Raw genomic sequence first — 21,450 nt, 5'->3', positions numbered from 1 at the left:
GTCGGCGGCCGGTCAGCCGCCGTTCTCCTGCTCCTGACGGATCCTCGTCACCAGCTGCGGGGGCATCGGTTCGTGCCGCGCGTAGGAACGGTGGAACCGTCCCGTGCCGTGCGACAGGGACCGCAGGTCCACGGCGTACCGGCCGATCTCGATCTCGGGGACCTCGGCCCGCACCAGCGTGCGGCCCGAGCCGGACTGCTCGGTGCCCACCACCCGGCCGCGCCGCCCGGACAGATCGCTCATCACCGCGCCGACATACTCGTCCGGCACCAGCACCGTCACCTCGGCGACCGGTTCGAGCAGGTCGATGCGGGCCTGGGCGGCGGCCTCGCGCAGCGCGAGCGCGCCCGCCGTCTGAAAGGCGGCGTCGGAGGAGTCCACCGAGTGCGCCTTGCCGTCCAGCAGCGTGACCCGGACGTCGACGAGCGGGTACCCGGCGGCGACGCCCCGGGCCGCCTGGGCGCGCACCCCCTTCTCCACCGACGGGATGAACTGGCGGGGCACCGCGCCGCCCACGACCTTGTCCACGAACTCGATGCCCGTGCCGCCCGGCAGCGGCTCGACCTCGATCTCGCAGATCGCGTACTGGCCGTGCCCGCCGGACTGCTTGACGTGCCGGCCGCGCCCGGCGGACTTGGCGCCGAACGTCTCGCGCAGCGACACCTTGTGGGGCACCGTGTCGACCTGGACGCCGTACCGGGCGCGCAGCCGCTCCAGCGCCACGTCGGCGTGCGCCTCGCCCAGGCACCACAGGACGACCTGGTGGGTGTTCTGGTTATGCTCCAGGCGCATCGTCGGGTCCTCCGCCACCAGCCGGGACAGGCCCTGCGAGAGCTTGTCCTCGTCGGCCTTGCTGTGCGCCTGGATGGCGACGGGCAGCAGCGGGTCGGGCATCACCCACGGCTCCATCAGGAGCGGGGCGTCCTTGGACGAGAGCGTGTCGCCCGTCTCGGCGCGGGAGAGCTTGGCGACGCAGGCGAGGTCGCCGGCGATCGCCTTGGACAGCGAGCGCTGGGTCTTGCCGAACGGGGCGGACAGCGCGCCGACCCGCTCGTCCACGTCGTGGTCCTCGTGGCCGCGGTCCTGAAGGCCGTGGCCGGAGACGTGCACCGTCTCGTCCGGGCGCAGGGTGCCGGAGAAGACCCGGACGAGGGAGAGGCGGCCGACGTAGGGGTCGGAGGAGGTCTTGACCACCTCGGCGACCAGCGGACCGTCGGGGTCGCAGGCCGGCGTCGGACGGGGAGCGCCCTCGGGAGTGGTGACCGCGGGGGCCTCGCGCTCCTCGGGCGTGGGGAACCCGCCGGTGATCAGCTCCAGCAGCTCCACCGTGCCCAGCCCCTGCTTGGCCCCCTCGGCGGCGGGCGCGGCGGCCAGCACCGGGTGGAAGGAGCCGCGCGCCACGGCCGTCTCCAGGTCGCCGACGAGCGTCTTGATGTCGATCTCCTCGCCGCCGAGGTAGCGGTCCATCAGGGACTCGTCCTCGCTCTCGGCGATGATGCCCTCGATCAGGCGGTTGCGGGCCTCCTCGATGCGCGGCAGCTCGTCGGGTTCGGGGGCGCGCTCGACGCGGACGCCCGAGGAGTAGTCGAAGACCCGCTGCGACAGCAGCCCGATCAGGCCGTGCACCGGCGCGTGCCCGTCGGCGCCGGCGGTGCCGTACAGCGGCAGGTACAGGGGGAGGACGGCGTCCGGGTCGTCGCCGCCCAGCGTGCGGCGGCAGACCTCGGTCATCTCGTCGAAGTCGGCGCGCGCCGCCTCCAGATGCGTGATCACCAGTGCGCGGGGCATCCCGACCGCGGCGCACTCGTCCCACACCATGCGGGTCGCGCCGTCCACGCCGTCCGCGGCCGAGACGACGAAGAGGGCCGCGTCCGCTGCCCGCAGACCGGCCCTCAACTCCCCGACGAAGTCGGCGTATCCCGGGGTGTCCAGGATATTGATCTTGATGCCGCCCCAGTCGACCGGCACCAGCGACAGTTGGACGGAACGTTGCTGACGGTGCTCGATCTCGTCGTAGTCGGAGATCGAGCCGCCGTCCTCGACCCGGCCCGCGCGGTTGACCGCGCCCGATGCCAGCGCCAGCGCCTCGACGAGGGTCGTCTTGCCCGATCCGCTGTGGCCGACCAGCACCACGTTCCGTACGGAGGAGGGCCGGTCGGCCGCCGCTGCCCTGCCGGCGGCTCCCGGAGGTGTGCCCGTTTTCTCACCCATGTGTCTCGCCTCCTGGTCGACACTTCGCGGTGGTTCGAGCTTTCCACCGAGGTCATGGCGCGTCCATACATCGCACAGGGGACGATCGGGGATCTTGTCGGGAGAACGGTGCGGTGGGGACGAGAGGGGTGATCCGGATCATGTCGGGTGGGGGTGTGAGGAGTCTGCCTCTGAGGAGGGCGCGGTTCCGGCGAGTCCGTCCTCTGGGGGTGAGGGGTTCCGGGAGGTGCGTTCCGGGGGAGCGGGCGGTTGCGGCGAGTCCGTCCCCTGGGGACGAGCGCTTCCGCGGAGTTCGCCCCGGGGAACGGGCGGTCCTGGAGCGCGCGGCCGGCGATCGGGAGTGATCGGGCGTATGGGATGGTTCCGGAGTTTGAGGGTGATCTAGATCATGAGGGGCAGATCACATCGTCGTCCCCGGTCCGGGCGCGAGGGCCCCGCCGGCCCGGAATCGGGCGGCGGGCGGCCGGACGCCGGGCGCGCCGCCCGCGCTCGTCCGCCGCGATGCGTTCGCGGTGCGCCGTGACCTCCTGGCTACCATGGGCCAGCCGGTGGCCCCTTGACCGCGCGGCCCGTATCGACCCTCCGGGAAGGCCATGCTGAACAAGTACGCGCGTGCTTTCTTCACGCGTGTTCTCACTCCGTTCGCCGCCCTGCTCATCCGTCTCGGGGTCAGCCCGGACGCGGTCACCCTCGTCGGTACCGGCGGGGTGGTGGCGGGCGCCCTGGTCTTCTACCCGATGGGGGAGTTCTTCTGGGGCACGATCGTCATCACCCTGTTCGTCTTCTCGGACCTGGTGGACGGCAACATGGCGCGGCAGCTCGGCCGCTCCAGCCGCTGGGGGGCCTTCCTTGACTCCACGCTCGACCGGGTCGCCGACTCGGCGATCTTCGGCGGGCTGGCGCTGTGGTACGCGGGGCGCGGGGACAGCCTGTGGCTGTGCGCGGTGGCCATCTTCTGCCTGGCCAGCGGCCAGGTGGTCTCGTACACCAAGGCCCGCGGCGAGAGCATCGGACTGCCGGTGAACGTCAACGGCCTGGTGGAGCGGGCGGAGCGACTGGTGATCTCGCTGGTCGCGTGCGGCTTCTCCGGGCTGCACAAGTTCGGCGTGCCCGGAGTGCAGTACCTGCTGCCGATCGCCCTGTGGCTGGTGGCCGCCGGCAGCGCCGTCACCCTCGGACAGCGGGTGGTGACCGTACGTCGGGAGTCGGCGGAGGCCGACGCCATCGCCCAAGGGGGGAACAGCGCGTGAAGCGCCCGCACCACGGCCGGCCCAGCGGCCCGGCCCGCATCGCCGGCCTCGTCCGCGTCGACCGGGAGAAGATCGTCGACGGGATGTACGGCCTGGGCTGGGCCGCCGTCAAGAAGCTGCCCGAACCGGTCGCCGCCGCACTCGGCCGCACCATCGCCGACGCGGTCTGGCGGCGCCGCGGCAAGGGCGTCCGGCGGCTGGAGGCCAACCTCGCGCGGGTCGTCCCGGACGCCTCCCCGCAGCGGCTGGCGCGGCTCTCGCGGGCCGGGATGCGCTCCTACCTGCGGTACTGGATGGAATCGTTCCGGCTGCCGGTGTGGAGCGAGGAACGCCGCCGGAACAGCTTCACGCCCCAGGACGTGCACCACCTGGTGGACGGGCTCAAGAGCGGCCGGGGCGTCATACTCGCCCTGCCGCACATGGCCAACTACGACGTCGCGGGCGTGTGGGTGACGACCAAGCTCGGGGTCCCCTTCACCACCGTCGCCGAGCGCCTGAAGCCCGAGTCCCTCTACGACCGCTTCGTGGCCTACCGCGAGGGCCTGGGCATGGAGGTGCTGCCGCACTCCGGCGGCGCCGCCTTCGGCACGCTGGCCCGGCGGCTGCGGGCCGGCGGCCTGGTGTGCCTGGTCGCCGACCGCGACCTGTCCAGCTCGGGCATAGAGGTGAAGTTCTTCGGCGAGGCGGCCAAGATGCCCGCCGGGCCCGCGATGCTGGCGGTGCGGACCGGCGCCATGTTGCTGCCCGTCACCCTGTGGTACGACAAGACGCGCACACTGCGGGGGCGGGTGCACCCGGAGATCGAGGTGCCCGAGACCGGCACCCGCGCCGAGAAGGCCGCCGTGATGACCCAGGCGATGGCCGACGCCTTCGCGTCCGGCATCGCCGAGCACCCGGAGGACTGGCACATGCTGCAACGGCTGTGGCTGGCGGACCTGGAGCCTCGCGAGAAGCCCCGTCAGGGCGCTCCGGAGGCGGGCGCGGAGCCGCCTGAGGCCGGACCGCGCACGGGAACGGAGACGTCTTGAGAATCGGGATCGTCTGCCCGTACTCCTGGGACGTCCCCGGAGGCGTCCAGTTCCACATCCGCGACCTGGCCGAGCACCTGATCGGGCTCGGACACACGGTGTCCGTACTCGCCCCGGCCGACGACGGCACACCGCTGCCGCCGTACGTCGTCTCCGCCGGACGTGCCGTGCCGGTGCCCTACAACGGTTCGGTCGCCCGGCTCAACTTCGGCTTCCTGTCCGCCGCGCGGGTCCGCCGCTGGCTGCACGACGGCGGGTTCGACGTGATCCACATCCACGAGCCGGCGTCGCCCTCGCTGGGCCTGCTCGCCTGCTGGGCCGCTCAGGGCCCGATCGTGGCCACCTTCCACACCTCCAACCCGCGCTCCCGGGCCATGATCGCGGCGTACCCGATCCTGCAGCCCGCGCTGGAGAAGATCAGCGCGCGGATCGCGGTGAGCGAGTACGCCCGGCGCACGCTCGTGGAGCACCTGGGCGGGGACGCGGTCGTCATCCCCAACGGCGTGGACGTGGACTTCTTCGCCTCCGCCGCGCCCAAGGAGGAGTGGCGGGGCCGCACCCTCGGTTTCATCGGCCGCATCGACGAGCCCCGCAAGGGCCTGCCCGTCCTGATGCGCGCGCTGCCCGCGATCCTCGCCGAGGTCCCCGACGCCCGGCTCCTGGTCGCCGGGCGCGGCGACGAGGAGGAGGCGGTGGCCACCCTGCCCCCCGAGATGCGCGAGCGGGTGGAGTTCCTGGGCATGGTCAGCGACGAGGACAAGGCCCGCCTGCTGCGCAGCGTGGACGTGTACGTCGCCCCGAACACCGGCGGCGAGTCGTTCGGCATCATCCTCGTGGAGGCGCTCTCCGCGGGCGCCCCGGTGCTGGCCAGCGACCTGGACGCGTTCGCGCAGGTGCTGGACCAGGGGCGGGCGGGCGACCTGTTCGCCAACGAGGACGCCGAGGCGCTGGCGGCCGGCGCCGTGCGGCTGCTGCGCGACGCGGAGCGCCGTGAGGAACTGCGCGAGCGGGGCAGCCGGCACGTGCGGCGGTTCGACTGGTCCACGGTGGGCGCGGACATCCTCGCCGTGTACGAGACCGTGGCGGACGGCGCCGCGTCGGTGGCCGCGGACGAGCGGACGGGGCTGCGGGCCCGCTGGGGGCTGGCGCGGGACTGAGGGGGAACGGTCCTCCGCCGAGGGGCGAGCGTCCGCTGAGGGGCAACCGTCTCCGCCGGTGGCGGAGAGCGGCCTGAGAGGCCCGCCGTTCCGCCACCGGCGCGCCCGGTACTGTGACTGCGCGTGACCACTTTCATTTGGATCGCGGCCGTCCTCGTCCTCGTCGGGATCTACCTCAGCTGGACCGCGGGACGGCTGGACCGGCTGCACGCCCGCATCGACGCGGCCCGCGCCGCCCTGGACGCGCAGCTGCTGCGGCGGGCGTCGGTCGCCCAGGAACTGGGCACCGCGGGGGTGCTCGACCCGGCCGCGTCGATCGTCCTCTACCAGGCGGCGCACGAGGCCCGGCAGGCGGAGGAGGACCAGCGCGAGGTCGCCGAGAGTGAGCTGAGCCAGGCGCTGCGGGCCATCTTCGACGACAAGACGCAGATCGACGCCGTGCTCCAGGCCCCGGGCGGGGAACAGACCGCAGCCGAGCTCACCGCGGCCGTCCGGCGCGTCCCGATGGCCCGGCGGTTCCACAACGACGCCGTACGGGCGGCGCGCGCGGTGCGGCGGCACCGGGTGGTGCGGTGGTTCCGTCTCGCGGGCCACGCGCCGTTCCCGATGGCCTTCGAGATGGACGACGAGCCGCCGGCCGTCCTGGGGGACCGGGCGGGGAACCACTGAGGGGGTGCGTTCGCCGGGCGTCCAGGGGGCGGGCGGGGAACGACGTGCCTCCAGGACGGGCGGCGCACTACTGAGGCGGGCCGTCCGCCGCGCGTCCTCCGGGTCGGGCTGCGCACCACCGGACGCGCCTCCGGGTCGGGCGGCGCACTACTGAGGCGGGCCGTCCGCCGCGCGTCCTCCGGGGCTGGGCGGTGCACCACTGGATGTGCCCGCGGGCCGGGCGGCGCGCTACTGAGGCGGCCCGTTCGCCGCGCGTCCTCCGGGGGCTGGACGGCGAACCACCGACCTCCGGGCCGGGCGGCGCACCACCGAGGCGGGCCCGTTCACCGCGCGTCCTTCAGGGCCGGTCGGCGCACCACCGACGTGCCATCGGGCCGGGCGCAGCGCCCTGCGAACCCCTCCGCGCCCCTCTGACCCACGGGTGCACGGAGACCTGAGGGGAGCGCGCGAGCCACCGGCCGATAATTGGCCCTTTTCCCCTCCCGGGCCCACCGGGTTGGGTGGGCGGCGAAGCACAGCCGCTCCCATTGAGTGAGGTCACACGTGTCCAGCACGCCCACCACCACGCCCCAGACCCCGGAGACCGGAACCGCCCGCGTCAAGCGCGGCATGGCCGAGCAGCTCAAGGGCGGCGTGATCATGGACGTCGTCACGCCGGAACAGGCGAAGATAGCCGAGGACGCCGGTGCCGTCGCGGTGATGGCCCTGGAGCGCGTCCCCGCGGACATCCGCAAGGACGGCGGCGTGGCGCGCATGTCCGACCCGGACATGATCGAGGGCATCATCGACGCCGTCTCCATCCCGGTGATGGCCAAGTCCCGCATCGGCCACTTCGTCGAGGCGCAGGTCCTCCAGTCGCTCGGCGTCGACTACATCGACGAGTCCGAGGTCCTCACCCCGGCCGACGAGGTCAACCACTCCGACAAGTGGGCCTTCACCACGCCCTTCGTGTGCGGTGCCACCAACCTGGGCGAGGCGCTGCGCCGCATCGCCGAGGGCGCGGCCATGATCCGCTCCAAGGGCGAGGCGGGCACCGGCAACGTCGTCGAGGCGGTCCGCCACCTGCGCCAGATCAAGGGCGAGATCGCCAAGCTGCGCGGCTGCGACCACAACGAGCTCTACGCCGCCGCCAAGGAGCTGCGCGCCCCGTACGAGCTGGTCAAGGAGGTCGCCGAGCTGGGCAAGCTGCCGGTGGTGCTGTTCTCCGCGGGCGGCGTGGCCACCCCGGCGGACGCCGCGCTGATGCGCCAGCTCGGCGCCGAGGGCGTCTTCGTGGGCTCGGGCATCTTCAAGTCCGGCGACCCGGCCAAGCGCGCCGCCGCCATCGTCAAGGCCACCACCTTCTACGACGACCCGAAGATCGTCGCGGATGCCTCCCGCAACCTGGGCGAGGCCATGGTCGGCATCAACTGCGACACCCTCCCCGAGGCGGAGCGGTACGCCAACCGCGGCTGGTGAGCGCGGCCGTGAGCACCCCCACCATCGGCGTGCTGGCCCTCCAGGGCGACGTGCGCGAACACGTGGCGGCGCTGGCCGCGGCCGGCGCCGCGGCCCGGCCGGTGCGCCGCCCCGAGGAGCTGGAGGAGGTCGACGGCCTGGTCATTCCGGGCGGCGAGTCGACCACCATGTCCAAGCTGGCCGTGATTTTCGGCCTGCTGGAGCCGCTGCGCGCGTTCGTCCGCTCCGGACGGCCGGTGTACGGCACCTGCGCGGGCATGATCATGCTCGCGGACAAGCTCCTGGACGGCCGCGCCGACCAGGAGACGCTCGGCGGCATCGATATGATCGTCCGCCGGAACGCCTTCGGGCGCCAGAACGAGTCCTTCGAGGCCGCGGTCGAGATCGCCGGGATCGAGGGCGGGCCGGTGGAGGGCGTCTTCATCCGGGCGCCCTGGGTCGAGTCGGTCGGCGGCGGCGCCGAGGTGCTGGCGCGCCACGACGGGCACACGGTGGCCGTCCGGCAGGGTAACGTCCTGGCCACGTCCTTCCACCCGGAACTGACCGGCGACCACCGCGTGCACGCGCTGTTCGTGGGCATGGTCCGCGATCACCTGGCGGGTGGCGCGCGACCGGCCCGTCCGTAGGGTGCGGCGGGACGGCGGGCTCAGGACCTGCCCCGCCGTCCCGGTAGGATCGCAGGCGTTCGTTACGACAAGGGTTACGCGAAGGAGACAGGCGGATGTCCGGCCACTCTAAATGGGCTACGACGAAGCACAAGAAGGCCGTGATCGATGCCAAGCGCGGCAAGCTCTTCGCGAAGCTGATCAAGAACATCGAGGTCGCGGCCCGCACCGGCGGTGCCGACCCGGACGGCAACCCGACCCTCTTCGACGCCATCCAGAAGGCGAAGAAGCAGTCGGTGCCCAACAAGAACATCGACTCCGCCGTCAAGCGCGGCGCGGGCCTGGAGGCCGGCGGCGCCGACTACGAGACGATCATGTACGAGGGCTACGGCCCCAACGGAGTCGCGGTGCTCATCGAGTGCCTCACCGACAACCGCAACCGCGCCGCCTCCGACGTGCGGGTCGCCATGACCCGCAACGGCGGTTCGATGGCCGACCCCGGCTCGGTGTCGTACCTGTTCAACCGCAAGGGCGTGGTGATCGTCCCCAAGGGCGAGCTGTCCGAGGACGACGTGCTGGGCGCGGTCCTGGACGCGGGCGCCGAGGAGGTCAACGACCTCGGCGAGTCCTTCGAGGTGCTCAGCGAGGCCACCGACCTGGTCGCGGTCCGCACCGCGCTCCAGGAAGCCGGCATCGACTACGACTCGGCGGACGCCAACTTCGTCCCGACCATGCAGGTCGAGCTGGACGAGGAGGGCGCGCGCAAGATCTTCAAGCTGATCGACGCGCTGGAGGACAGCGACGACGTGCAGAACGTCTTCGCCAACTTCGACGTCTCCGACGACGTGATGGCCAAGGTCGACGCCTGACGGATGACGTCTGACGGACGGTGCGTCCACCCGCGCCGTCCGGAATGAACAAATCGGCCCGCCGGTGACACCGGCGGGCCGATTTCAATGATCAAAGGTGATCGCGGCGATCAAAGGTCGTTCGGTTGATCGCGACTGACCCGTTCTCTGGATCAGGCATCGATGGACTTCACCGTTCCGACGTGCTTGATGTGACCGGAGCCACCCGGACCGGCATCCACGCGCTTCATCTGGTCCACCGCACCGTTCTTCCACCAGATGTAGAGCGAAGCCTTCTTGTTGCAGGTGTTGTGGTAGTAGACGGTGGTGGTGGAGACGCCATCGGCCCAGGACCAGTTGAAGCAGCCACTCCGGCCGCGGTGCATGTCGTCGGCGCCGGCGGTGGCCGCCTGCGACGCCGGAGCGGCGATGCCGAGGGTGGCGACGGCCATGGACGCGGCGACGACCGCCTTGGATATACGACGCATGGTTCTTCGGTCCTTTCTCTCCCATACACGCACGGTGGGTGCACCGGCATGTCAGTGCGCGGTCACCCGGTCACGGTGGGTGCGCACCGGCTGCACGTTACAAGATCATTCCGACGGGCGGTAGGATCGATATTTTTATTTCCGCCGCATTTTTCCTGGTTTTCGGTGAAGTTCAGGCCTCGATGGCCGAAATGTTGGCTCGGGATTGATCGCGAACGGCCGGTGGACGGCGTGCGTACGGCTGCTGTCTGCGTCTCTCGCCCCGCGCTCGACGCTTTGTCAGTGGTGGCGGATAACCTGCAGGACGGTCGTCAGTGTTGGTCATCGGCGTTGTCAGCAGGTCGTGGGAGGGCACATCATGCGCGTACTCGGCGTGGACCCGGGGCTGACGCGCTGTGGCGTCGGCGTGGTGGACGGCGTGGCCGGCCGGCCGCTGACGATGCTCGGCGTCGGCGTGGTGCGCACCCCGGCCGACGCGGAGGTCGCGCAGCGGCTCGTCCTGATCGAGCAGGGCATCGACCAGTGGCTGGACGAGTACCGGCCCGAGTACGTCGCCGTGGAGCGCGTCTTCAGCCAGCACAACGTCCGCACCGTCATGGGCACCGCCCAGGCCAGCGCGGTGGCCATGCTGTGCGCGGCGCGCCGCGGGCTGCCCGTCGCGCTGCACACCCCCAGCGAGGTCAAGGCCGCCGTCACGGGGTCAGGCCGGGCCGACAAGGCGCAAGTGGGCGCCATGGTCACGCGGCTGCTGCGGCTCACCGCGCCGCCCAGGCCGGCGGATGCCGCCGACGCGCTGGCGCTGGCCATCTGCCACATCTGGCGGGCGCCCGCGATCAACCGGCTGGCGGTGGCCCAGCAGGCGGCCCGCCGCACCCCGGCCCCCGCCGCCCAGCGGCTGGAACGGGCCCGCGCCGCCGCCCGGCGGCCGTCCGCGAGCGCGCCCGCACCCCCCGAAGGCGCCGGCCCGCCGCCCCCGGGCACCCGCGCCCACGATCTCGCCCCCAGCACCACCCGGAAGGACACCCCCCGATGATCGCCTTCGTCTCAGGGCCGGTGGCGGCCCTCGCGCCGGACTCCGCCGTCATCGAGGTCGGCGGCGTCGGCATGGCCGTCCAGTGCACCCCGAACACCCTGTCCGGGCTGCGCGTGGGCGCTCCGGCCCGGCTCGCCACCTCCCTCGTCGTCCGCGAGGACTCCCTGACGCTCTACGGCTTCGCCGACGACGACGAGCGGCAGACCTTCGAGCTCCTCCAGACCGCCAGCGGCGTCGGCCCCCGCCTGGCGCAGGCGATGCTGGCCGTGCACTCCCCGGACGCGCTGCGGCTGGCCGTCTCCACCGCGGACGAGAAGGCGCTCACCGCCGTGCCCGGCATCGGCAAGAAGGGCGCGCAGAAACTCCTCCTGGAGCTCAAGGACCGGCTCGGCGCCCCCGTCGGGACGGCCGCCCCCGCCGCCCGGAGCACCGCGGCCCCGGGCTGGAGCGATCAGCTGCACGCCGCGCTGATCGGCCTGGGCTACGCCGTGCGGGAGGCGGACGAGGCGATCGCCGCCGTCACCCCGCAGGCCGAGGCGGCGGTCGCCGAGGGCGGCCGGCCCCAGGTCGCGCAGCTCCTCAAGGCGGCGCTGCGGACCTTGAACCGGACGCGCTGAGCCGCCGGGGTCCAGGGCGGCGAGCCCCGGCCCCGCCGCACCGGACAGGCAGGACCCCGGCCACCGCGGCCGGGACGACGACGTGAGGCAGGAAGCAGTGAACTGGGACGAGCGCACCGACGCCGCGGACGGGCCGTGGCCGGACGGCCCCGCGAACGGCGAGGCCGACCCGGCCGCCTTCGTGGACCGCCTGGTGGGAGCGGACGCGGACGGTGAGGACAGCGCGGTCGAGGCCGCGCTGCGGCCCAAGGACCTGACGGAGTTCGTCGGCCAGGAGCGGGTGCGCGAACAGCTCGACCTGGTGCTGCGGGCCGCCCGCGCCCGGGGCGCCACCGCCGACCACGTCCTGCTCTCCGGCGCCCCGGGCCTCGGCAAGACCACCCTTTCCATGATCATCGCGGCGGAGATGGGCGCCCCGATCCGCATCACCTCCGGCCCGGCCATCCAGCACGCCGGCGACCTGGCCGCGATCCTCTCCTCCCTCCAGGAGGGCGAGGTCCTCTTCCTCGACGAGATCCACCGGATGTCCCGGCCCGCCGAGGAGATGCTCTACATGGCGATGGAGGACTTCCGCGTCGACGTCATCGTCGGCAAGGGCCCCGGCGCCACCGCCATCCCCCTGGAGCTGCCGCCCTTCACCCTCGTCGGCGCCACCACCCGCGCCGGGCTGCTGCCGCCCCCGCTGCGGGACCGCTTCGGCTTCACCGGGCACATGGAGTTCTACGCCCCGGCCGAGCTCCAGCGGGTCGTGCACCGCTCCGCCGGGCTGCTGGACGTCGCGATCGAGCCGGACGGCGCCGCCGAGATCGCCGGCCGCTCCCGCGGCACCCCGCGCATCGCCAACCGGCTGCTGCGCCGGGTCCGCGACTACGCCCAGGTCAAGGCGGACGGCGTGATCACGCGCGAGGTGGCCGCGCGGGCGCTGGCCGTCTACGAGGTGGACGGCCGCGGCCTGGACCGCCTGGACCGCGCGGTCCTCACGGCGCTGCTCAAGCTGTTCGGCGGCGGGCCGGTGGGGCTGTCCACCCTCGCCGTCGCGGTGGGGGAGGAGCGCGAGACGGTCGAGGAGGTGGCCGAGCCGTTCCTGGTCCGCGAGGGGCTGCTGGCCCGTACGCCCCGGGGCCGGATCGCCACTCCCGCCGCCTGGACGCACATGGGGCTGGTGCCGCCGCAACAGCAGCCGGGCGCGGCCGGACAGCAGGGCCTGTTCGGCGCGTGACCCAGGGCACACTCTGGTGGCCGAGGCGTGCGCGGTGCCGAAAGAGACGGCGCGGTCAGTCGCCCGGTCAGGAACCGGGGTGCCATGCTGGGCGTTGTTCCACTGGTGCGGACTCGCTTAGACTCCGCCGATGCCGCCGGATGGCGGCATACCCACCCCCGTATACCAGACCGCGAAGCCGGCGGTCGTGTGAAGGATTTCCGTCCCGTGAGTATCGTGACCCTCCTCCCGTTCATCGTCCTCATCGGGGCCATGTTCCTGATGACCCGGTCTGCCAAGAAGAAGCAGCAGCAGGCCGTGGAAATGCGCAACCAGATGCAGCCGGGCACCGGCGTGCGCACGATCGGCGGCATGTACGCCACCGTCAAGGAGATCCACGAGGACACGGTCCTCCTCGAAGTCGCGCCCGGCGTCCACGCTCTCTACGCCAAGAACGCGATCGGCGCGGTGCTCGCGGACGAGGAGTACAACCGCATCATCGACGGCGCGGACCCGGACCACCACGACCAGCCGGTCGTGCCGGACGACGCCTCCTCCCTGACCGGCGCCACCGCGGACGGCAAGGACGGCGAGGACAAGCCGGAGAAGAAGGACGGCGAGGACGAGCCGGAGAAGATCGACCTCGGCAAGTCCGCCACCGGTGAGCCGTCCGACGCCCCCGCGGCCGAGGACGCCGGCAAGGCCGACGCCTCCAAGGACGGCAAGAAGGACGACGGCGCCGACGCGAAGTGACCGTCGCCCGCGAACGGACCCGCGGACCGCGCCCTCAGCGGTGCGCCGCGGGTCCGTGACGGTCTAGGGTCTGTCTGACACATCGTCTGTCCCGACGTTTCCCGCCTGGCCTGTGGCGCCCGGTGCGCGGGCCCGTCGCGTCACCGGACCGCCCCGTGCCCCGCGTGCGTACGCGGGCGATCCGGCGACCGCCGTTCGGGGGCCGACCGCCCCGGACACCGACGGCCGTGCCCCGGTGGGCGACCGGGACGCGTCGGACAGACGGCAGGCCCCGGCGGGGACACGTCCCCACAACATCGTGGCCGCCCGGCACACACCCGAAGCCGGGCGGTTGGACAGGGAGATACGAAAAGGTGGCAGCACCGAAGAAGGGGCGCAGAGCCCCCGGGAGCCAGGGGAGGCCGGGGCGGACCCTGGCCCTGATCCTGATCGCCATGGTGGCGCTGGTCGGGGGCATGTTCTACTCCGGCACCCTGGCGCCACGGTTGGGCATCGACCTCGCCGGCGGTACGAGCTTCACGCTGGAGGCCCGCAACCAGCCCGGCAAGCCGAACGCGATCAACGAGACCAACCTGAAGACCGCCGCCAACATCATGGACCGGCGTGTCAACGGCCTGGGCGTGTCCGAAACCGAGGTCCAGACCCAGGGCGACCGGCACATCATCGTCAACATCCCCAAGGGCACGGACGCCGCCCAGGCGCGCCAGCAGGTGGGCACCACCGCGCAGCTCGGCTTCCGCCAGGTGCTGACGGTCGCCCCCGGCGCCAGGACCCCCGAGCCGAGCACCAGCCCCTCGACGAGCCCCAGCCCGTCCGCGAAGGGCAAGGGCCAAGGCGACAAGGGCGACAAGGACGGCAAGGACAAAAACGGCACGGAGGACGGAGCGTCCTCACCAACGCCGTCCGCGTCCACGCAGGGCCGTGCCGTGACCGAGGGCCTCAAGAAGGCCCCGTCCGCCACCCCGAGCGCGTCCGCCTCCGCCTCCGCGAAGCCGAGTTCCCCGCCCAGCGCGCCCACGCAGCCCGACCCGGCGGGCGGTATCTCCGCCGACCTGCAGAAGAAGCTCGCGGCACTGGACTGCTCGACGAAGGAGTCCCGGGCCAAGGGCGCCGAGCAGGCCGCGAACACCAAGTCGAGCGATGACATCGTCTCCTGCAGCAAGGACGGCCAGGAGAAGTACGCGCTCGGTCCGGTCGAGGTCGAGGGCGTCGATGTGTCCGGCGCGTCCGCGATGCTCGACACCCAGCAGGGCATGGGCTGGATCGTCCAGCTGAAGTTCACCTCGCAGGGCTCCAAGAAGTTCGCCGAGACCACCGGCAAGCTGGCCGCCCAGGCGCAGCCGCGGAACCAGTTCGCGATCGTGCTCGACGGCGAGACCGTCTCGGCCCCCTCGGTCAGCAAGGCCATCGCCGGCGAGGCGACCATCTCCGGCAGCTTCACCCAGCAGTCCGCCGAGGACCTGGCCAACGTCCTGGCCTACGGTTCGCTGCCGCTGTCCTTCAAGATCGCGGACGAGACCACCGTCAGCGCGGCGCTCGGCGGCGAGCAGCTGGAGGCCGGCCTGATCGCGGGCGCCATCGGCCTCGCGCTCGTCATCGTCTACCTCGTCGCGTACTACCGCGGCCTGGCGCTGGTCGCCCTCGCGAGCCTGGCGGTCTCCGCGGTCCTCACGTACACGATCATGACGTTGCTCGGCCCGGCCATCGGGTTCGCGCTGAACCTGCCCGCCGTCTGCGGCGCCATCGTCGCCATCGGCATCACGGCCGACTCGTTCATCGTCTACTTCGAACGCATCCGGGACGAGATCCGCGAGGGCCGCTCGCTGCGCCCGGCCGTGGAGCGCGGCTGGCCCCGGGCCCGCCGCACGATCCTGGTCTCCGACTTCGTCTCCTTCCTGGCGGCGGCGGTGCTGTTCATCGTCACCGTCGGCAAGGTGCAGGGCTTCGCGTTCACGCTCGGCCTCACCACGCTCCTGGACGTCGTGGTGGTCTTCTTCTTCACCAAGCCGCTGATGACGCTGCTGGCCAAGCGCAAGTTCTTCGCCAGCGGGCATCCGTGGTCCGGCCTGGACCCGAGGCGCCTGGGTGCCCGCCCGCCGCTGCGCGGTGGCCGGCGCCGTGTCACCGCCCCCATCGAGACGAAGGAGGCGTGAGATGTCCAAGCTCGGCAACATCGGCGCCCGGCTCTACCGCGGTGAGGTCGGCTACGACTTCATCGGCAAGCGGAAGATCTGGTACGGCATCTCCATCCTGATCACCATCACGGCCATCGTGGGCCTGGCGGTGCGCGGCCTGAACATGGGCATCGAGTTCTCCGGCGGCGCGGTCTTCACCACCGAGCGCACCAGCGTCTCCGCCTCCCAGGCGCAGCACATGGCCGAGTCGGCGGCCGAGGGCCACCAGGCCACCGTCCAGAAGCTCGGCAACGGCGGCCTGCGCATCCAGATCAGCGACCTGGACACCAAGCAGGCGCTGCCGGTGCAGGAGGAGCTGGCCAAGGATCTGAAGATCCCGGCCAAGGAGATCAACACCCAGCTCGTCGGCCCCAGCTGGGGCGAGGAGATCGCCAACAAGGCGTGGCTGGGCCTGGCCATCTTCATGGTCCTGGTCGTGATCTACCTGGCCATCGCCTTCGAGTGGCGGATGGCGCTGGCCGCCCTGATCGCGCTGATCCACGACCTGACGATCACGGTCGGTGTGTACGCGCTGGTCGGGTTCGAGGTCACGCCGGGTACCGTCATCGGTCTGCTGACGATCCTCGGTTACTCCCTGTACGACACCGTCGTGGTCTTCGACAGTCTCAAGGAGTCCGCGAAGGGCATCACCAAGCAGACCCGCTACACCTTCGGCGAGATCGCCAACCGCAGCATCAACGGCACCCTGGTGCGGTCGATCAACACCACGATCGTGGCGCTGCTGCCGGTCGCCGGCCTGCTGTTCGTCGGCGGCGGCTTCCTGGGCGCGGGGATGCTCAACGACATCTCGCTCGCCCTGTTCGTCGGCCTCGCGGCCGGCGCGTACTCCTCGATCTTCATCGCGACGCCGCTGGTCGCCGACCTCAAGATGAGCGACCCGCAGATGAAGGCCCTGTCCAAGCGGGTGCACGCCAAGCGCGCCGCCGCCGCGGCCAAGGGGGAGTCCGGCGAGCCGGCGGACGCCGTGGAGCCCCGGTCCGCCGACGAGGACGACGACGAGGACACCGCGACCGCCGCCAGCGGCGCGACCGCCTCCCGTACCCAGCCCGCCTCCCGCGCCCGAGGGCGCGGCCGTCCGTCAGGGAAGCGCCGATGACCGCCCCGCAGGAACTCCGCGAGCTGCTGCTCAGCCGCATCGCCGACGTCCCCGACTACCCGAAGCCCGGCGTGATGTTCAAGGACATCACCCCGCTGCTGGCCGACCCGGCCGCCTTCGGCGCGCTGACCGACGCGTTCGTCGAACTGTGCGCGCGGCACCGCGTCGACAAGGTCGTCGGCCTGGAGGCGCGCGGGTTCATCCTCGCCGCGCCGGTGGCCGTCCGGGCCGGGGTGGGCTTCGTCCCCGTCCGCAAGGCGGGCAAGCTCCCCGGCAAGACGCTGCGGCAGACGTACGCCCTGGAGTACGGCACCGCCGAGATCGAGATGCACGCCGACGCGTTCGCGCCCGGCGACCGCGTCCTGGTCATCGACGACGTGCTGGCCACCGGCGGCACCGCCGAGGCGTCGCTCCAGCTCATCCGGCGCTCCGGCGCCGAGGTGGCGGGCGTCGCGGTCCTGCTGGAGCTGGGCTTCCTGGCCGGGCGCGAGCGCCTGGAGCCGATGCTCAAGGAGGCACCGCTGGATGCGCTGATCACCGTGTGATCAGGGCCTGAGCGGGGCTGAGAAGGGGCCGGGCGGGGGTGTTCCCGCCCGGCCCCTTCGCATGGCGGAGCCGGCGCTTCCTCATGGCAGGCCATGGCGCGTGCGCGTGGCAGGGCACGGCGCGGTTCGCACGGACGACTCGGCGCGTTTGTGAGGGAGGACGCGGCGCGTTCGTGCGGAGGACGCGGCCTCTTCGCGCGTACGAACGGCGGATATGCGGGGGAAAAGGGCACCCGGAACAAAGCCGGGTGGCTTTCCGCTGTCATGTACCTAACCGTGGTCACAGGGGAGGCCGGACGGCGGGCTCGCTACCATGGCAGCTCGACGACCCGTTCGTGGTCTTGTGGTCCGGACCAGATTCCTCGCCCGCTTCCGACGAGGAAGGCCCACCGAGGAGTGCACTTGCCAGACGAGGCCCAGCCGCTCTCCCCCGGCGTCAGCCAGGGGGACCCCGCTCCCGCGCGCCCCGAGCCGCAGCACCCGGCCGGCCCCGGCGCGCCACAGCCGAGCGGGGCGGAGGGCGCCGCCCCGGCGCGCCCCCCGGCCGTCCGGCCCGCCGCGCCGCCGCCCGTCCCCCTCCGCAAGAGCCCGCCGCCGGTCCCCGTCCGGGGCGGCGCGGGCACCTCCTCCGGGCGCACCGGCTCCTCCAACCGCGTCCGGGCCCGCCTGGCGCGGCTGGGCGTGCAGCGGCAGAGCCCGTACAACCCGGTGCTGGAGCCGCTGCTGCGCATCGTCCGCGGCAACGACCCGAAGATCGAGGCGGCCACGCTGCGCCAGGTCGAGCGGGCCTACCAGGTCGCCGAGCGGTGGCACCGCGGCCAGAAGCGCAAGAGCGGCGACCCCTACATCACCCACCCGCTCGCGGTCACCACCATCCTCGCCGAGCTCGGCATGGACCCGGCCACGCTGATGGCGGGTCTGCTGCACGACACCGTCGAGGACACCGAGTACGGCCTGGAGACGCTGCGCGAGGACTTCGGCGACCAGGTGGCGCTGCTGGTGGACGGCGTCACCAAGCTGGACAAGGTCAAGTTCGGCGAGGCGGCGCAGGCCGAGACGGTGCGCAAGATGGTCGTGGCGATGGCCAAGGACCCCCGCGTCCTGGTCATCAAGCTCGCCGACCGGCTGCACAACATGCGCACCATGCGCTACCTCAAGCGGGAGAAGCAGGAGAAGAAGGCCCGCGAGACGCTGGAGATCTACGCGCCGCTCGCCCACCGCCTGGGCATGAACACCATCAAGTGGGAGCTGGAGGACCTCGCCTTCGCGATCCTCTACCCCAAGATGTACGACGAGATCGTGCGTCTGGTGGCCGAGCGCGCGCCCAAGCGGGACGAGTACCTGGCCATAGTGACCGACGAGGTCCAGGCCGACCTGCGCGCCGCCCGCATCAAGGCCACCGTCACCGGCCGCCCCAAGCACTACTACAGCGTCTACCAGAAGATGATCGTGCGGGGCCGGGACTTCGCCGAGATCTACGACCTGGTGGGCATCCGCGTCCTCGTCGACACCGTCCGCGACTGCTACGCGGCGCTCGGCACCGTCCACGCCCGGTGGAACCCGGTGCCGGGGCGGTTCAAGGACTACATCGCGATGCCCAAGTTCAACATGTACCAGTCGCTGCACACCACGGTGATCGGTCCCAGCGGCAAGCCCGTCGAACTCCAGATCCGCACGTTCGACATGCACCGCCGCGCCGAGTACGGCATCGCCGCCCACTGGAAGTACAAGCAGGAGGCCGTGGCCGGCGCCTCCAAGGTGCGCACCGACGTGCCGCGCGGGGCCGGCAAGGGTCAGGACACCGTCAACGACATGGCCTGGCTGCGGCAGCTCCTGGACTGGCAGAAGGAGACCGAGGACCCGGGCGAGTTCCTGGAGTCGCTGCGCTTCGACCTGTCCCGCAACGAGGTCTTCGTCTTCACGCCCAAGGGCGACGTCATAGCGCTGCCGGCCGGTGCCACACCCGTGGACTTCGCGTACGCGGTGCACACCGAGGTCGGCCACCGCACGATAGGCGCCCGGGTCAACGGCCGGCTGGTGCCGCTGGAGTCCACCCTGGACAACGGCGACCTGGTGGAGGTCTTCACATCCAAGGCCCCGGGCGCGGGCCCCTCCCGCGACTGGCTCGGCTTCGTGAAGTCCCCGCGCGCCCGCAACAAGATCCGCGCGTGGTTCTCCAAGGAGCGCCGGGACGAGGCGATCGAGCAGGGCAAGGACGCCATCGCGCGCGCCATACGGAAGCAGAACCTGCCCATCCAGCGCATCCTGACGGGCGACTCGCTGGTCACGCTCGCCCACGAGATGCGCTATCCGGACATCTCGTCCCTGTACGCGGCGATCGGCGAGGGCCACGTCACCGCGCAGAGCGTCGTCCAGAAACTGGTGCAGGCGCTCGGCGGCCAGGACGAGGCCACCGAGGACATCGCCGAGTCCACGCCGATCCGCACCCGCAAGCGGCGCTCCTCGGCCGACCCGGGCGTGGTGGTCAAGGGCGTCGAGGACGTGTGGGTCAAGCTCGCGCGCTGCTGTACGCCGGTGCCGGGCGACCCGATCATCGGCTTCGTCACCCGCGGCAACGGCGTGTCGGTGCACCGCGCGGACTGCGTCAACGTGGACTCCCTGTCCCGGCAGCCGGAACGGATACTGGAGGTCGAGTGGGCGCCCACCCAGTCCTCGGTCTTCCTGGTCGCCATCCAGGTGGAGGCGCTGGACCGCTCCCGGCTGCTCTCGGACGTCACGCGCGTCCTGTCCGACCAGCACGTCAACATCCTGTCCGCGGCCGTGCAGACCTCCCGCGACCGGGTGGCCACCTCGCGGTTCACCTTCGAGATGGGCGATCCCAAGCACCTGGGCCATGTGCTCAAGGCGGTGCGCGGGGTGGAGGGCGTGTACGACGTGTACCGGGTCACTTCGGCTCGGAGGCCGTAGGAGCGCGTACGTAGCGCGCCGCGCGGAAAAGGCAGAACAGCGAGAAAAAAGAAGGGAAGGGGCCCGGTACGTGTGTACCGGGCCCCTTCCGCATGCCTGTGAGCGGCTACGTCACCGGCCGCCGAACTCCTCCAGGCCCTTCAGCGCCTGGTCCAGCAGGGCCTGACGGCCCTCCAGCTCGCGGGCGAGCTTGTCGGCCTTGGCGTCGTTGCCGGCCGCGCGGGCCGCGTCGATCTGCCGCTGGAGCTTGTCGACGGCGTCCTGGAGCTGGCCGGTCAGCCCGGCCGCGCGGGCCCGCGCCTCCGGGTTCGTCCGCCGCCACTCGGCCTCCTCGGCCTCCTGGATGGCGCGCTCGACCGCGTGCATCCGCCCCTCGATCTTCGGACGGGCGTCCCGCGGGACGTGGCCGATGGCCTCCCACCGCTCGTTGATCGAACGGAAGGCGGCCCGCGCCGCCTTGAGGTCGGAGACGGGGAGGAGCTTCTCGGCCTCGGCGACCAGCTCCTCCTTGCGCGTGAGGTTCTCCCGCTGCTCGGCGTCGCGCTCCGCGAACACCTCGCCGCGCGCCTGGAAGAAGACGTCCTGGGCGCCGCGGAAGCGGTTCCACAGGTCGTCCTCGTGCTCGCGCTGGGCGCGGCCGGCGGCCTTCCACTCGGCCATCAGCTCGCGGTAGCGGGCCGCGGTGGGGCCCCAGTCCGTCGAGCCGGACAGCGACTCCGCCTCGGCGACCAGCTTCTCCTTCGCCTTGCGGGCCTCCTCGCGCTGCGCGTCCAGCGACGCGAAGTGCGCCTTGCGCCGCTTGGAGAAGGCCGAGCGGGCGTGGGAGAAGCGGTGCCACAGCTCGTCGTCCGTCTTGCGGTCCAGCCGCGGCAGGCCCTTCCAGGTGTCGACCAGCGCGCGCAGCCGCTCGCCCGCCGCCCGCCACTGCTCGCTGGCCGCCAGCTCCTCGGCCTCGGCGACGAGCTTCTCCTTGGCCTGTCGGGCCTCGTCGCTCTGCTTGGCCTTCTGGGCCCGGCGCTCCTCACGGCGCGCCTCGACGTCCGCGACGAGCTGGTCCAGCCGCTTCCTCAGCGCGTCCAGATCACCCACCGCGTGGTGCTCGTCCACCTGCTGCCGCAGGTGGTCGATCGCGGTCATGGCGTCCTTCGCCGACAGGTCGGTGGTCCTGACCCGGCGTTCGAGGAGGCCGATCTCGACGACCAGGCCCTCATACTTGCGCTCGAAGTAGGCCAGGGCCTCCTCAGGAGATCCCGCCTGCCACGATCCGACGACCTGCTCGCCGTCGGCGGTACGCACGTACACGGTCCCCGTCTCATCGACGCGGCCCCACGGGTCGCTGCTCACAGCGCCTCCTCCACATGATGCCGACCC

General features: G+C 72.1%; 18 protein-coding genes. 15 read left to right on the top strand and 3 right to left on the bottom strand.

The features are described from left to right. Window positions 1–12: 12 nt before the first annotated feature. On the bottom strand, window positions 13–2,211 hold the full coding sequence (locus tag ABZX96_RS08260; protein WP_355539853.1) for an elongation factor G-like protein EF-G2: 2,199 nt from the start codon (window positions 2,209–2,211) through the stop codon (window positions 13–15). A gap of 593 nt (window positions 2,212–2,804) precedes the next feature. Between ABZX96_RS08260 and pgsA the strand changes: the two genes are divergently transcribed. From pgsA to ABZX96_RS08225, 7 genes are all read left to right on the top strand, one after another. Then, the gene (gene pgsA, locus ABZX96_RS08255) at window positions 2,805–3,461 is read left to right on the top strand and encodes a phosphatidylinositol phosphate synthase (protein WP_355539850.1); all 657 of its coding nucleotides are present in this window, start codon (window positions 2,805–2,807) and stop codon (window positions 3,459–3,461) included. Between the two features lie 38 nt (window positions 3,462–3,499). Next, entirely contained in the window at window positions 3,500–4,489 is a 990-nt protein-coding gene (locus ABZX96_RS08250) for a phosphatidylinositol mannoside acyltransferase (RefSeq protein ID WP_355540044.1), read from the top strand. Continuing rightward, window positions 4,486–5,646, top strand: a complete 1,161-nt coding sequence (locus ABZX96_RS08245; RefSeq protein ID WP_355539847.1) for a glycosyltransferase family 4 protein — start codon at window positions 4,486–4,488, stop codon at window positions 5,644–5,646. Before ABZX96_RS08250 ends, ABZX96_RS08245 begins: the two co-directional genes overlap by 4 nt. Before the next feature lie 123 nt (window positions 5,647–5,769). Continuing rightward, complete coding sequence (locus tag ABZX96_RS08240) at window positions 5,770–6,315, top strand: hypothetical protein (RefSeq protein ID WP_355539844.1); 546 nt, start codon at window positions 5,770–5,772, stop codon at window positions 6,313–6,315. Window positions 6,316–6,858: 543 nt separating this feature from the next. Further along, a complete protein-coding gene (gene pdxS / locus ABZX96_RS08235; protein ID WP_355539841.1) occupies window positions 6,859–7,773 on the top strand; it encodes a pyridoxal 5'-phosphate synthase lyase subunit PdxS in 915 nt (304 codons plus the stop codon). Window positions 7,774–7,781: 8 nt separating this feature from the next. Further along, window positions 7,782–8,399 (top strand): pyridoxal 5'-phosphate synthase glutaminase subunit PdxT, encoded by a 618-nt coding sequence (pdxT, locus tag ABZX96_RS08230; RefSeq protein WP_355539838.1) that lies wholly within the window; start codon window positions 7,782–7,784, stop codon window positions 8,397–8,399. 95 nt (window positions 8,400–8,494) lie between these two features. Continuing rightward, a complete protein-coding gene (locus tag ABZX96_RS08225) occupies window positions 8,495–9,247 on the top strand; it encodes a YebC/PmpR family DNA-binding transcriptional regulator (protein ID WP_355539835.1) in 753 nt (250 codons plus the stop codon). Between the two features lie 152 nt (window positions 9,248–9,399). Here ABZX96_RS08225 and ABZX96_RS08220 read toward each other — a convergent pair whose 3' ends face one another. Then, the gene (locus tag ABZX96_RS08220) at window positions 9,400–9,714 is read right to left on the bottom strand and encodes a hypothetical protein (RefSeq protein ID WP_355539832.1); all 315 of its coding nucleotides are present in this window, start codon (window positions 9,712–9,714) and stop codon (window positions 9,400–9,402) included. A 358-nt stretch (window positions 9,715–10,072) separates the two neighbouring features. Between ABZX96_RS08220 and ruvC the strand changes: the two genes are divergently transcribed. From ruvC to ABZX96_RS08180, 8 genes are all read left to right on the top strand, one after another. After that, entirely contained in the window at window positions 10,073–10,747 is a 675-nt protein-coding gene (gene ruvC, locus ABZX96_RS08215; RefSeq protein WP_355539830.1) for a crossover junction endodeoxyribonuclease RuvC, read from the top strand. Beyond that, entirely contained in the window at window positions 10,744–11,364 is a 621-nt protein-coding gene (ruvA, locus tag ABZX96_RS08210; RefSeq protein ID WP_355539828.1) for a Holliday junction branch migration protein RuvA, read from the top strand. Before ruvC ends, ruvA begins: the two co-directional genes overlap by 4 nt. A gap of 181 nt (window positions 11,365–11,545) precedes the next feature. Then, complete coding sequence (gene ruvB / locus ABZX96_RS08205) at window positions 11,546–12,583, top strand: Holliday junction branch migration DNA helicase RuvB (RefSeq protein WP_355540041.1); 1,038 nt, start codon at window positions 11,546–11,548, stop codon at window positions 12,581–12,583. 207 nt (window positions 12,584–12,790) lie between these two features. Beyond that, window positions 12,791–13,315, top strand: coding sequence for a preprotein translocase subunit YajC (yajC, locus tag ABZX96_RS08200; RefSeq protein WP_355539826.1), 525 nt, complete (start codon window positions 12,791–12,793; stop codon window positions 13,313–13,315). Window positions 13,316–13,668: 353 nt separating this feature from the next. Further along, on the top strand, window positions 13,669–15,468 hold the full coding sequence (secD, locus tag ABZX96_RS08195; protein WP_355539823.1) for a protein translocase subunit SecD: 1,800 nt from the start codon (window positions 13,669–13,671) through the stop codon (window positions 15,466–15,468). 1 nt (window position 15,469) lies between these two features. Then, window positions 15,470–16,606 (top strand): protein translocase subunit SecF, encoded by a 1,137-nt coding sequence (gene secF / locus ABZX96_RS08190; protein WP_355539820.1) that lies wholly within the window; start codon window positions 15,470–15,472, stop codon window positions 16,604–16,606. After that, the gene (locus tag ABZX96_RS08185; protein ID WP_355539817.1) at window positions 16,603–17,151 is read left to right on the top strand and encodes an adenine phosphoribosyltransferase; all 549 of its coding nucleotides are present in this window, start codon (window positions 16,603–16,605) and stop codon (window positions 17,149–17,151) included. Before secF ends, ABZX96_RS08185 begins: the two co-directional genes overlap by 4 nt. Before the next feature lie 402 nt (window positions 17,152–17,553). Then, on the top strand, window positions 17,554–20,079 hold the full coding sequence (locus tag ABZX96_RS08180; protein WP_355539814.1) for a RelA/SpoT family protein: 2,526 nt from the start codon (window positions 17,554–17,556) through the stop codon (window positions 20,077–20,079). A gap of 111 nt (window positions 20,080–20,190) precedes the next feature. Here ABZX96_RS08180 and ABZX96_RS08175 read toward each other — a convergent pair whose 3' ends face one another. Then, a complete protein-coding gene (locus ABZX96_RS08175; protein ID WP_355539811.1) occupies window positions 20,191–21,423 on the bottom strand; it encodes a DUF349 domain-containing protein in 1,233 nt (410 codons plus the stop codon). Between the last annotated feature and the right edge of the window lie 27 nt (window positions 21,424–21,450).

Source organism: Streptomyces sp. NPDC003077 (assembly GCF_040611095.1).
In the GTDB taxonomy this organism is placed as follows: domain Bacteria; phylum Actinomycetota; class Actinomycetes; order Streptomycetales; family Streptomycetaceae; genus Streptomyces.
The sequence above is the reverse complement of the archived record's forward strand: the minus strand, read 5'-3'. Positions and strand labels throughout refer to the sequence as shown.

Coding starts and splice junctions, on each gene's coding strand:
- ABZX96_RS08260 (WP_355539853.1), bottom strand. CDS start 2,211: ATGGGTGAGAAAACGGGCACACCTCCGGGAGCCGCCGGCAGGGCAGCG.
- pgsA (WP_355539850.1), top strand. CDS start 2,805: ATGCTGAACAAGTACGCGCGTGCTTTCTTCACGCGTGTTCTCACTCCG.
- ABZX96_RS08225 (WP_355539835.1), top strand. CDS start 8,495: ATGTCCGGCCACTCTAAATGGGCTACGACGAAGCACAAGAAGGCCGTG.
- ABZX96_RS08220 (WP_355539832.1), bottom strand. CDS start 9,714: ATGCGTCGTATATCCAAGGCGGTCGTCGCCGCGTCCATGGCCGTCGCC.
- ruvC (WP_355539830.1), top strand. CDS start 10,073: ATGCGCGTACTCGGCGTGGACCCGGGGCTGACGCGCTGTGGCGTCGGC.
- ruvA (WP_355539828.1), top strand. CDS start 10,744: ATGATCGCCTTCGTCTCAGGGCCGGTGGCGGCCCTCGCGCCGGACTCC.
- secF (WP_355539820.1), top strand. CDS start 15,470: ATGTCCAAGCTCGGCAACATCGGCGCCCGGCTCTACCGCGGTGAGGTC.
- ABZX96_RS08185 (WP_355539817.1), top strand. CDS start 16,603: ATGACCGCCCCGCAGGAACTCCGCGAGCTGCTGCTCAGCCGCATCGCC.